Genomic DNA, 13623 nt, shown 5'->3' with positions numbered 1-13623 from the left:
TTTTTAATTTAAAGGTTGACATTGATACCAAATGTAAACGACTTAGGCAATGGATAATCTTCGCCCCTTGGAGTCGCCAATTCCGGATCCCAAAGCTTGAATTTAGACCAGGTCAGCAAATTTGAACCAACTAAAAACAAACGAATGCTATTAATCTTAATCTGATTGGTTAATTGTTTTGGCAACGTATACCCAATATCTAAAGTTTTCAAACGAAGATATTGACCATTCTTCAACCAAAATGTTGACTCCCTAAAGTTATTAGGATTTGCGCCATAGCTTAATCTTGGATAAGAAGCATTGGGATCTTCTGTTGATGGGTCGCCAGATATATCTGATGAAATCCAACGGTTATCGCCCATTACTCCTTTCAATACTTGTCCCCATTCCCCTTCGCTAAAAGCATAGACAGTCTTTCCATAAGTAAAGAAAGTCGATTTACCAGATCCTTGGAAATGAACACTGATATCAAGATTTTTCCAGCTCGCTGATGCCCCCACACCGTAAACCAGGTTAGGACGTCGCGTAGCACCTATAGCAACACGGTCACCGTCGTCTATGATACCATCGCCATTCACATCCTTATATTTGATGTCTCCCGGCTGATAAGTACCAAATGTTTGTTTGGGACTATTACGTATATCATCATAATCTTTAAACAATCCCAAAGCTATGAGCCCTTTCGCCTGATCCACCCGATATCCTTTTTGGTTTTGATAACCATACACGTTGTATTCCTCATCGATCTCTGTAATTTCATTTTTACTATAGATAATATTACTTCTGGCAGTTAAATTCACTTCCCCCAATTTCTGATTATACAATAGACGACCATCGAAACCTTTTGACTTTACCGCTCCCACATTCGCGCTTGGTACGGACTCCAATCCGACCAGCGCCGGCAGATAATTTCGTGCCATATATATGCCAGTACGTTTTTCATTAAAGAAATCCAAATTAGCAATGATCTTATCTTTAAAGAGTGCTAGGTCAAAACCCAGATTCTTCTTGGTTGCCATCTCCCAGGTCACATTTGATGAGGATACCTGACTGTATTTCATTCCCCCATAGTATCGATTGAAGCCGTAATCCGCCCATTGATAACCGCCTTCAGGAACCCAAATACCTTCATTGTTAAAATGTCCGATTTCACTAATTGTAGATAAATAAGGGAATCGTGCTCCTCCGGCTAATTGATCGTTACCTACCTTACCCCAGGAATACCGAATCTTAAACATGTTCATCCAGGAAATATTTTCCTTCACAAAGGGTTCTTCGCCAATATTCCAGGCTGCTGAAACCGCCGGGAAAAAACCATATTGTCGACCCGGAGCAAAGTTTTCCGAACCATTATATCCAAAGTTAAAATCGGCGATATAACGTGATTTCCAGTTATAGGTTAGGCGGCCGGCTAGGGCCTGATTTCTTTTTGCTATACCATTTTTTATATCATCGCCAAGATTAACTGTCCGAATAAGCGCATCGCGCGTAAAACGGGCAACTGCACCAATATTATGATTTCCTATACTGCGGTCATAGTTAAACATCATATCATAAAATTCGCGCCTTTCGCCACTTGCACTACTAGCCTGATACAACTCCTGCGGGTTGGAAATATGCGTGAAGATCAAATTTCCATTCTCATCCCTTGCTCGTTCAGCCCGCCATTGTTCAGGCCATTTTCGACGGGAAATACTATTATCATTATTTGTATCGTAACCAATAATTCCCCTAAATCGCAATCCTTTGGTTATAAAATCAAAATTTTGCTCAATAGAGATATTTGTCTGTATTTTGTTTTGCCAATTTTCATTATACCCGGTCTGCGTAGCAACGACCCAAGGATTGGTCTGATTTCCTGTACCGATTGCTGGAACATAACCATTCGAGTACATCACTGGCGTACGGATTGGCGAATAACCGAATAATACACCCCAAAAATCATTATCTCCCAACCCCGGACTGTTCCTTTTATCAAGGGAGCCGGCAACGCCTATTTTTAAGACCGTACTTTTGGTTACATTGATATCTGTATTCAGGCGGTAATTATACCTTTTGTAATTTGCATTCGTATTATAATCGTTCCGTAACGTTTCGTCCGTTTTGTACATCCCGCCTTCATCGATATAACTTCCAGACAGAAAATAACGCGCTGTCGCCCCACCACCTGTCATATTCAGATTGGCACGATAAGTCATCGCTCCATCTTTGAGCAATAAATCTTTCCAGTTGACATTGGGGTAAAGGTCAGGATCCAGTCCCAAGCGCAATATTTCCAATTCCTCAGGTTGGTAAATTGGAGCAAAATTCCGCGTAATACGCGCTTCATTCAGGAGATTGGCATAGGTAACACCGTCTTCAAATTCAGGTGTAATGGTACGTGTATTATAAATATTTTCATCTTTGAAATTAATATTGATTTTACCGTCTTTACCGCGCTTGGTTGTGATCAAAACGACACCATTTGCACCTTTCGAACCATAGATTGCCGTTACAGCGGCATCTTTAAGGATATTAATGGTCTCAATATCTTCAATATTTATATCGTTAATATCGCGTTCAATGTTATCAACCAATACAAGAGCCGACGCTCCTCCACCAAAGGTAGAAATACCACGGATCCAGAACTCGGTAATATTCTTCCCCGGCTGGCCGGACTGCATCATCCCTAAAACTCCGGGTGCATTTCCAATCAATGCATTACTTATGCTCGACGTTGGATTTCCTTTCATAGTGCCGACATCAACACTACTGGTTGCAGCAGTAGATGTCAGTGTTCTTTGTGTGCCTGTACCCGTTACGACAACTTCATCGAGCACACTGGTCTCTGATTCTTTAAGTGTAACATCGATTATGCGATTATCTTTCACAAGTATTTCCTGCCTTTTATAACCGACTGAAGAGAACACGAGCGTCTTGTAACGCTCCACTTTGATCTTATAAGTTCCTTTATTATCAGTTGTTGTTCCCAAACCCGGCGCATCCTTAACAAAGATGCTGACACCAACAATTGGTGTTTTTTGCGCATCAACAATAACACCCGTTACTTCCAAAATATCCTGTGCCAGTGCACCGAAAGTGGCACAGAAGAGTAACATACAGGTAAGTACTATTTTATTCATCATCTTATCACAGGTTAATCTTGGTTATTTTCATCCATTTCTTCCAATGCTATTTTGCGGATACGTCGATTCTCGCGATCCCCAATATAAAAAGCACCTTCTTTCTCGTTGTATGCGATACCCGACGGTCGGTCAAACCTCGCCTCTTCTCTCAAGTCACCATTGACATAACCATAAGGGTTGTTGTTAAGACTTGAGCTTCCCCTACCAGCAAATGTTGTTACAGCCCCTTCCGGTGTAAGCACACGGATCGCATGATTCATGAGGTCTGTAAAATAGAAATCATACTGATCTGGCTTACCTGCTAATACATAGGCTTGATTTTTTACAAACACCCCCTGATAAGGTTGATTGACACGAGCGGAGGAACCAACACCATCTTTGTAACCCGATTCCCTTACTTTCCCACAAACAAGATAAGGCTGGTTAAACCTTTTTTTCTCCCAGTTGTAATCGGCACGCATAATATAGCCCTGGTTGATGACTAAAATATAAGCGTAATTTCCACTCGGATGAATTAATGCGCGGTACTCCCATTCCGGATCCTGAATAACGTAAAGAAACTCTGATTTAGTCGTTTTATCTACGAAATATTGATTCAAGTCAAAACGGTAAAACTCCCCTTTCGCATAACTATTAAAGTACATTTCACCATTGACCGGATGAATCGAAGCGCCATTACATTGTTTACTTCGTGTCAGGACTTCTTTATCCAGAAAATTTCTTGCGCGCGAAAATAATAAGGTAGATTCATCATTTTCTCCACCGCGATCTTGGGCCACAATCATATAGTTGCCATCTAAAGAAAAGTCAACACTACGCGGACGATCAAAGTCAGAACGTTTTTTTGTGATGGTACTATCCTCGAAATTAATCAGATAAAGGCCATTATTATTATCAAAAGTGACCCAAAGATGCTTTGGATTAAGGGGATCAAACTTCATGAAGGAAGAAAGCCAAAAACCACTGGCCATTTTGTTTTGGTCATTATCTTTAAACTTTCCGTCTTTCCAAGGCTCATCACCACGTGAATTTCTATAACCAGCCAAGGTTGATACAACAAGTTTACGCTGATAATCAAAAGGTGCTTCCGCCTTGCCGATGACAGGTTTGGCCTCGCCCCCAACACGCACCTCAATATCACCTTTGAAAGCCTGTTTGGGCACAAGACAATAGAGCGACTCCCCTAGAGCATTAATGACAACAGCCTTTTTCCCGCCAATAAAAACAGCCACATTTTTTGGGTCGTTGCCGAAGTTTTTTCCATAGATTACAAGTCGTTGCCCCATGCCTCCTGATTTGGGAGCGAAATCAGAAACGATCACAGGTTGCGATGGATCAAAGGGCACACCTTCTGGAATACTGCCAAGATTGTCATTCTTACAGCCTCCAATGCCCAAAATAAGCACCATAACGGCCCAAATCATCCGATTTACAGACCAACTATTAGTCGCTATTTGTTTCATTATCATAAGGTTTATTTAATTGGTTAGAATTTATTCTATAAATGTTACTATATCACCGTCAGTGAATCCCAAACTCATTGATCGCGTGATATCCATTAAAATTTCGTCAGCATAACAGCAATTTCATCGGATAATTTTTAGGATGAACGAATTGACACCCGTCTCATCATAGAGCGAACGCTTGGTTTTAATTTCCACATAATTGGTTACTTTTATATATAGCTAAATGGTATTAGCTATCTTTAGCTAAAAAAAGACTTTAGGACAATTGCTTCAAAGTCTTCCGGTTTTAAAATTACTTTTCTACTTATTTTCTGTTTTAAACTCACAATAGCTGTCGACCTTAATCCTTTTTCATTTCGACGGTTTGTCTGCTCTTCTTTTTACCGAGGAAATGAATGGATAAATTTTATCTTGACGTTCTAAATGCTTCTCTAAGGTTTTCTTTCTATAATTGATTACTCAAATTTAGGGATTGTAAAGATTCTGATACTATAAAATTATCTCAATAAACTGCTTATTTGTATCAATAAAGTGATGCTATTGAACTGTTTATTTTCCAAATACTCAGCAAATCATTCCAATCCCTCAATCTTATTCGCAGTTTCAATATATTTTGAGGACTTTCGGTTTATAAACTATAAATGATGAAAAGGTTGCTTTTAATATTTTTATTCATTCACATTTTCAGCGCTTCAGCACAAGACTCTCAGGGCAATGACTATTATTTTGGAGAAAATTTTCATTTTAATGGCTATTCTACAGATAAGCGGATGATGGTAAGAAGCGATATTGTCTTTGTAATATCTGATAAATATATATCGCATATCTTCGAGGACTTTGACAACAACAAAACACTGCCGGGCAAAGGCTTAAAGCAAATGCCTAATTCACCGATTCTTTTAGGCATAAAACTAAACCCGAAGCTTAAAAACTTTATCTCGCCTAAGGTTCAAAATCTTTCTAAGACCTATCATAGCTATTTTATACCAGACAGTTCTGATGCTACAATCATAGCTATGGGTATCAACAAGGACAATTATAAGGATTTTCTTTATCGAGTTGTAGAAAATGATAGCATCGAACTCACACCTTGGACTCCTATCTCCACACTTTCTATGAAGTATGGCGCCAAAGTCCCCTATGGCTCAATTGGCACATTCAATTATCCGGGAAAGTTAATTTTAGTTGAGGTCAGACACAGGAAAATTTACGGCATTAGAGACGGCTACATCTTGGATTGGCGGAAAAACAAGCGCCCTATACTCGAGCAAATCATTGCTCGTGGACCGAGTGAATATGGTTATTTCAATCTGCTCGATCGATCATTTAATAAAGGTTATGTACATCAATACGACGAATATACCGGCGCGCCGTTAGATCTTACTTTCAATAAAGACAGTATTACTTCGCTGAATCTCGAATTTGAGAACCATGCTACGACTCCTTATTCCATCCAATTGATCAAAAAGATAAAAAACGGCGCTGACACCATTCAGCTTGAATGGTGGACACAAGCTAAAAATTTTGAAGTGTCCAATAAATATCTGAATGAAATAGGGGAATACGAATTGCTGATCCATAAAACAGGGGACATTAATACCTATAATACCAATGAGATTCTGAGAATACCCTATCATATTGTTCAGGCTCCACAACAATTTTCCTCCACACTCTGGCCCGTCTTATGGCCGACAACTCTCATTAGCCTAACAGTCATTGCGATTGTTTTTTTTACACTTCGATATAGAACGCGTAAACGTCTTGCAAAGGTTGAGCAAAAACGACAAACGCTTACTCTTCAAATCAAAAATATACAATCTCAACTAAATCCTCATTTTATGTTTAATGCCATTAACTCTATACAGAACTTAATCCAAAAAAATGACTTCAAAGGGACCAATCATTACCTGACTAAATTCTCTTCATTAACCAGGGCCACTTTAGAGAATGCCGAAAAAGAAATGAATACACTCAGCGAAGAGCTCCAATTACTAGATGACTACTTACAGATGGAGCAATTGAGATTTGGGTTCCAGTATGACATATTGAATAATTTAAAAATCCATAACGATTTGATTGACATTCCAAACTTATTACTTCAGCCAATTGTAGAAAATGCTGTAAAACATGGCATTTCAACGCTAGGTTCTAAGGGAAGAATTGTGATCACAATCGACCAACAAGGGCAGGATCTAGTACTCGGCGTAGCTGACAACGGAGCGAAATTTAATTCGGAGACCACCGAAGCCTCCGGTGGGTATGGCCTAAGATTAACAAAACAACGATTGGCTCTTTTGGAACAGCTTTATCCTGAAAACTCCTTCCAAATACAAATCACAGCAAGTTCAAACATTACAGAAATCTGTATTGTCATTTCCCATTGGATAACTAACATGTAATACCATGATTGACTATATAATTGTAGACGATGAGATCAACAACATCGAGATATTAAAAAGATACTTAGATAAATTTGAGGGTATTTTACATTTAGTAGGCACCGCAATAAACGCTGAAGAGGCAACTGTTTTGATTAATGATCAAAAACCTGAATTGGTTTTTCTTGATATCCAAATGCCAGATAAAAATGGCTTTGATTTATTACAAGCGCTAGAGAACAGAGATTTCGAAGTTATTTTCGTCACAGCTTATGACAAATTTGGTATTCAGGCAATTAAATTTTCAGCATTGGATTACCTCTTAAAGCCACTTAATTTTATCGAGTTAGAAACTGCATTAGAGAAAGCCATATCGAAAATTAAATTAAAAAAATACAATTTAAGTCTAGAAAACCTGATTCAAAATCTTACGAACAAACAGCGAAAGACCCACAAAATAGCTCTGCCTTCAGGAAGAGAAACGCTATATGTTTCTATTTCGAATATCATCCGCTGTAAGGCAGACAATAATTACACAGAAATATATCTTACTGACCGTAGACCGATCATTATCAGTAAGACACTTAAAGAATATGATGATATGTTGTATGCATACGGTTTTATCCGTACACATCAAAGCCATCTTATAAATTCAGAACATATTTTATCGATCAACAAGGCGCAATCCGCCTATATTTTAATGAAAGATAATTCAATAGTGCCTATCGCAAGACAAAAGAAGGAATACGTATTTCGGATTTTAAGTAAATCAAAAACAAATTATGAAAATTAATCTATTTTACCTACTCATGTTTATTATCCCTTTAAGAACCTTAGGGCAAACGAAATCGGATGATTTTCCAATAACGGACCCTAATTATAGTCAATATTCTTTGAAAAGGTCATACCCTCAAATTAAGGGTCGCGTAGTCAATTGGTCCGCTAATGATCTACAGGAAATAAAGATAAAGTACAGTCTTGTAAATATCGGAAATCCAATGCAATCATCCTATAACATCAAGCTAGATCAAGATGGATCCTTTCTTATTACATTACCCGATAAACTTCCAAATCGTCAGATCTGGTTTACATTTGGTGATTATGTATATACCTGCCTCTATAGTGATGAATACCTTGAAATCACTTTTGATCTAGATAAATTAAAGAAGAAACCTGTTTATATGACAGGTGATGGGCTAAAATTCGGAGGAAAAGATGGTGATAAAAATCGGATTATGAATGAGTATATCCTGTTCAATAAAAGATATAATGAAAATTTTTCCGGTAAAATAAGTTCACTCGCTACTGAAGATAATGACTATATAGCAAAATTAGATAGCATTTTTGCCTTTCAACAACAGATCAATAAGAAATTTTATACTGAATTTAGCAACACTTATCAAACATTGATTGATGGGGAAACAAAATCAAGCTACTACGCAAAGAAGCTTAAATATTTATTTCGGAATTCAATACAAGTAGATACAATCAGTGAATTGCTCACTCCTGTCTATTCCATATCAAATGATTCGCATGAATACTTCCAGTTTCTGAATTATTACATGCAAGGTGTAGGCTTTAAGAAAACAAAGAAAAAATTTAGTTTCATAAATCTAGCGTTATATTACGACGAAGTGCTGCCCTCCTTTTATGCAGATTTGCTAAAGATACAATTTGAAGATAGAGATATCAAAGAACAATGTAAGCTCTATGAACAATTAAGACCGACGCTACATACTGATTGGAGCAAAGATTATTTAGATTCACAAATTAAGGCATTAGCAAGAAAAATCGCTCAAATTGATTCTATCAGTGCTGCATCTGCAATTCTTCAACCTAAGAATTCTACTTTGGGAAAATTAATTATAAAGACGGGCTCTGGCAGCAGTCTTTATATTGATCAACATAAGTCTGGAGAGGACCTTCTTAAGACATTAAAGGCTGTCTTCGCAGAAAAATTGGTTATTATTGATCTATGGGCGACTTGGTGTATTCCATGCATTCAAGCTATGCCCTCTAGTAAAAAATTACATGCTGAATCACAAGTCGCCGAATTACCAATTGAATTTGTATATCTATGTACCTCCTCGGGATCAAATGAACAAAAATGGCAAAATAAAGTATTGGAATTAAATCAGCCGGGCACACATATTTTTGTTGATTCAAAAGTTGTGACTGAGATCATGAATATCTTCGACAAAGGAGGGTTCCCCTCATATATCCTACTTACCCCTAGAGGTCAATATGACTACAAGTCGATTTCGAGCATACAGGGATTGAGTTTGGATCTGCTAAAGCAAAAGCTCTTATAGTGTAACCGCCAGCATTCATTAAAAACAAAAAAACCTGCAAAAATATTTGCAGGTTTTATCTTTAGTAGCCCGTAGGGGAATCGAACCCCTGTTTCAAGAATGAAAATCTTGCGTCCTAACCCCTAGACGAACGGGCCTTTTTATGCAACTCCAATAACATTGTTGTTTTTGGAGTTGCAAATATAGATCTTAAAATCAGTATTCCAAAAAAAAAATTAAATATTTTTTAAATAAGGTCAAAACCGATATCTCTTCTGAAGTATTTTCCTTCAAAATAGATCCTCCCAGCATCTGCTGTGGCCTGTTGAAGGGCTTCAAACAGCGTATCTTGCAATGTAGTAACAGCAATTACACGTCCGCCTGCAGTAACAATCTTACCATCCACCTCCTTCGTACCTGCTTGAAATACGATGGATTCTTTCACGTTTTCAATATTGGCGATCTCTTTTCCCGACTCGTAATCTCCAGGATAACCTCCGGCAACCAACATCACCGTCACGGCTGTTTTAGGAGATACTGTATAGGAACGTTGATCCAAATTGCCTTGTGCAACACCTTCCAGTAAATCCAACAGATCCGATTCAATACGTGGCAATACGGATTCAGTCTCCGGATCCCCCATACGAACATTATACTCGATGACATAAGGTTCCCCTTCCACATTCATCAAACCGATAAAAATAAATCCTTTATACGGAATACCATCTTTTTTAAGTCCTTCAACTGTTGGTCTGATAATACGCTCTTCTACTTTATTTAAAAATGTCTCATCGGCAAAAGGAACCGGAGATATAGATCCCATACCACCCGTGTTTAGGCCTGTATCACCTTCCCCAATACGTTTATAATCTTTTGCAGAAGGAAGCACTTTATATGAATTACCATCGGTCAAAACAAAAACAGACAATTCAATTCCTTTTAAAAATTCTTCAACAACCACAACCCGGCTAGCTTCTCCAAACTTTGAATCTGCAATCATCGCTTTTAGCTCAGCTTTAGCATCTTCCAGCGTCTCGCAGATCAACACTCCTTTACCTGCTGCTAAGCCATCAGCCTTAAGCACAATCGGCAATTTTTGCGTTTCAAGGTAAGCCAATCCGTCTTCCAATGATGTCACATCAAACGACCTTGAAGCGGCTGTAGGTACGCCATGGCGATCCATAAATTGCTTTGAAAAATCTTTCGAACCCTCCAATTGAGCGCCCTCCTGTTGTGGCCCTATTACGGGGATATGCTTTAAATCTTCCCGATTTAAAAAGTAATCATGAATACCTTTTACCAAAGGCTCTTCTGGACCAACGAGCACCATTTGCACGTTATTCTCCAAAACGAAGGTAGCAATAGCGGCAAAGTCGGTAACTTTAATATTTACATTCTGACCATACGCACCTGTTCCAGCATTTCCTGGAGCAATAAACAACTGATCTAAACGTGGACTTTTCGACAACTTATAGGCGAAGGCTGATTCACGACCTCCTGAACCGATTATTAGGATATTCATAAGACAAAGATATTTTTTTTATGCTAATTTTAAGGTATCAGATCGTTTAAAATGAGACTAATATTTTGATTTATAAATTGATTAAAGGAAAATATTTTCTAATTTTCATAAAACATTAGTCATATGTACCCTAAATTACTGCTTTTAGTAAACTGCCTCCTATTCGCTTTGTTGGCATCGGCCCAGATCGATCAGACGTTGCAGAAACTGGATACTTACCATAGCCAGCACATTAAGGAAAAAATCTATCTCCATTTGGACAAAAATGATTATTCGGCTGGAGAAACCATCTGGTTTAAATTATACTGCAGCACCGCCCCTTTTAATTATTTGAGCAACATGAGTAAAATTGCGAATGTCGAATTGATTTCTCCAACCAATAAGATCATTAAAAGTATCAAAATTCCAATTACACTCGGTCTAAGTATTGGCGACTTCAATCTGCCGGACACCTTGGAAGAAGGCTCCTATCGCGTTAGATCATTTACCAGGTGGATGCAAAATGACTCTATAGCGAATTTTTATGAACGCGTTATTCCGATCACGAATGGCCGATCCGATAATATCATAACCAAAAGTGAACTGGTCAAAAACGGAACAGAAAACATGTTCCAGATTAATCTCAAAACCATTCAGGGAGCCCCGCTAATTAATAACAGCATCAATTATACCCTACAACCAAACAATAATAAAGAAAAATCCGGCCGATTAAAATCAAACGATAATGGAACAATAGCTTTGGAATTGAAAGATGACTTTAAAGGTGGAACACTGTCTTTACAATTTCTTTCTTTGGATAAAAGACGTATCCTAAAAAGTTTTGTTATCCCCGATCCAAAAAGCCAAAATAGCATTCAAATTTTCCCCGAAAGTGGCGAACTGATCAGCAACATATTATGCAAAACAGGTTTCAAAATCCTTACTCCTGCTGGATTGGGGAAAAAAGCCAAAATAATCGTGGTGGAAGAAAATCAAACGACTATTGCGGACTTTGAAACAAATTCACTGGGGATGGGAAGTATCCCGCTCGTCCTACAGGCAGGAAAAAAATACGTCGCTACAGCCCTTTTCGAAGACGGGTCTTCCACGAGCACAGCCTTACCGCCAGTGCTGAATTCCGGATATGTTCTTACGGTAAATTCCGGACTAAAGGATAAGATTGCAGCACAACTATCCGCGACAGCGGATCTGGTCAACGGCAAAGATATATATCTGGTAGCTCAATATAACGGCCTTGTATTCCATGCCGCAAAGCAGAAATTGAATGGCACAGACATCTTATTCAATATCCCCAAAAAAAACCTACCTTCTGGAGTTTTACAATTATCTATCTTAACAGATCAAATGGTTCCTATTGCGGAAAGATTGGTGTTTAACTACAATACGACATCGACCTTACTTCCTGTTTCCGTAGCACTCAACAAATCCAGCTTCACAACACGCGAGAAAGTGATGGCAGATCTTTCCGTCAAATATGACGATAGTGACACGTCGAGATTTGCAGCCCTCTCGGCCTCTGTGGTAAACCTCAGCAAGGTTGATTCCACGACAGATCGTTATTATTCATCTATTGTCTCGGAGCTCCTATTGAAATCTGATCTTCGTGGCTTTATTGAACGCCCCAACTATTACTTTGAGGATTTAACGAACATTAAACTGACAGAACTGGACAATCTTATGTTGATCCAAGGTTGGCGCAAGTTGGACTGGAAGAATTATACCAGTACATCAACAACTTCGTTCCTTCCTGAAAAAGGACTTACGATCGCTGGGACAATCAAGAAAACGGCCCGAAAGGCTGTGGTGCCAAATGCCAAAGTAACGCTGATACCGACGAGCAATATGTTGCTGAGTGTGGATACACTGACAGACAATAATGGCCGATTTTCATTTGACGAACTTTTATTTGCAGATAGTGTCAAGTTTATTGTGACAGGTGATGGCCCCAAAGAGAAAAAAAGAGTTGATATCGTTATCGACAACGCACTCACTCCTCCTCCAAATCCGAGTAAAGATCAACCCTTGCTGATTAACGACATCAATACCACGCTACTAACACAACTAAAAAATAGCCAAAAATTCCTTGGCGAATTGGAAGCTGCGGGCATAATCCAGAAGAGCATTCGATTGGAAGAGGTACAGGTCAATAGGGTACGAACAAATAAGGCAGACAAGAACTCCAGAAACCTCAACGGCCCAGGAAATGCCGATCAGGTGATTTCGGCCGAGGACCTTTCCACTTGTACGACACTGGAGCAGTGTCTTGCGGGTAGATTAGTTGGTGTCATGTTTCGAAATGGTGTCCCTTACAGCACAAGATCCATGGGGTTAAACGGCGGAAGTCCCATGCAAATTGTTCTTGATGGGATGTATATTGAAGCAGATCAAATAAGCATGATCAATGTAGCGGATATTTCTAGTATCGAGGTTCTTCGTAGTGCAAGCAATACGGCCATATATGGCATGTATGGGGGCAACGGTGTTATCGTGATTACCAGTAAATCGGGAGATGCCATCTCCTCATCTTATACCCCTACAGGAATACTAACGATCACGCCAAAAGGATTATATGTACCTCGAACCTTTTTCAAACCTCAATATGATACCACAGTCCAAAATAAGCTTACACACGATCTACGGACAACAATTGCATGGGAACCAAATCTGATCACGCAGAAAGAAGGAAAAACACATTTCGAATTCTTTACTTCTGACGAACCTGGGACCTACAAACTAACCGTTGAGGGAATAAGCATGGATGGAAAAATTGCTCATCTGGAGTATTTAATAGAGGTAAAATCACAATAGCAGCGCAAACAAATCGTTATATTTAAAGACAAG

At 38.8% G+C, this 13623-nt stretch carries 7 protein-coding genes and 1 tRNA gene; 4 read left to right on the top strand and 4 right to left on the bottom strand.

The window, feature by feature from the left end; all coding sequences use genetic code 11:
- Positions 1 to 8: 8 nt before the first annotated feature.
- On the bottom strand, positions 9 to 3125 hold the full coding sequence (locus tag ACLCDV_RS00340) for a SusC/RagA family TonB-linked outer membrane protein (protein ID WP_411972597.1): 3117 nt from the start codon (positions 3123 to 3125) through the stop codon (positions 9 to 11).
- 11 nt (positions 3126 to 3136) lie between these two features.
- Complete coding sequence (locus ACLCDV_RS00335; protein WP_317668954.1) at positions 3137 to 4588, bottom strand: IPT/TIG domain-containing protein; 1452 nt, start codon at positions 4586 to 4588, stop codon at positions 3137 to 3139.
- A 644-nt stretch (positions 4589 to 5232) separates the two neighbouring features.
- On the opposite strand from ACLCDV_RS00335, the gene ACLCDV_RS00330 reads away from it, so the two are divergent.
- From ACLCDV_RS00330 to ACLCDV_RS00320, 3 genes are read left to right on the top strand one after another with little or no spacing between them, the layout of a single operon-like run.
- Positions 5233 to 6990 carry a sensor histidine kinase gene (locus ACLCDV_RS00330; RefSeq protein ID WP_317668955.1) on the top strand — a complete coding sequence of 586 codons (1758 nt, stop codon included), beginning with the start codon at positions 5233 to 5235 and terminating at the stop codon, positions 6988 to 6990.
- A 4-nt stretch (positions 6991 to 6994) separates the two neighbouring features.
- Positions 6995 to 7762 carry a LytR/AlgR family response regulator transcription factor gene (locus ACLCDV_RS00325; RefSeq protein WP_411972596.1) on the top strand — a complete coding sequence of 256 codons (768 nt, stop codon included), beginning with the start codon at positions 6995 to 6997 and terminating at the stop codon, positions 7760 to 7762.
- Complete coding sequence (locus ACLCDV_RS00320) at positions 7752 to 9281, top strand: TlpA family protein disulfide reductase (protein ID WP_411972595.1); 1530 nt, start codon at positions 7752 to 7754, stop codon at positions 9279 to 9281. Before ACLCDV_RS00325 ends, ACLCDV_RS00320 begins: the two co-directional genes overlap by 11 nt.
- A gap of 65 nt (positions 9282 to 9346) precedes the next feature.
- Here ACLCDV_RS00320 and ACLCDV_RS00315 read toward each other — a convergent pair.
- Positions 9347 to 9418 (bottom strand) — tRNA-Glu (locus ACLCDV_RS00315).
- Positions 9419 to 9507: 89 nt separating this feature from the next.
- Positions 9508 to 10782 (bottom strand): phosphoribosylamine--glycine ligase, encoded by a 1275-nt coding sequence (gene purD / locus ACLCDV_RS00310; RefSeq protein ID WP_411972594.1) that lies wholly within the window; start codon positions 10780 to 10782, stop codon positions 9508 to 9510.
- Positions 10783 to 10905: 123 nt separating this feature from the next.
- On the opposite strand from purD, the gene ACLCDV_RS00305 reads away from it, so the two are divergent.
- Positions 10906 to 13590 carry a TonB-dependent receptor plug domain-containing protein gene (locus ACLCDV_RS00305; RefSeq protein ID WP_411972593.1) on the top strand — a complete coding sequence of 895 codons (2685 nt, stop codon included), beginning with the start codon at positions 10906 to 10908 and terminating at the stop codon, positions 13588 to 13590.
- Positions 13591 to 13623 lie beyond the last annotated feature (33 nt).

The organism is Sphingobacterium sp. Lzh-3, from assembly GCF_046764375.1.
Classification (GTDB): domain Bacteria; phylum Bacteroidota; class Bacteroidia; order Sphingobacteriales; family Sphingobacteriaceae; genus Sphingobacterium.
The sequence above is the reverse complement of the archived record's forward strand: the minus strand, read 5'-3'. Positions and strand labels throughout refer to the sequence as shown.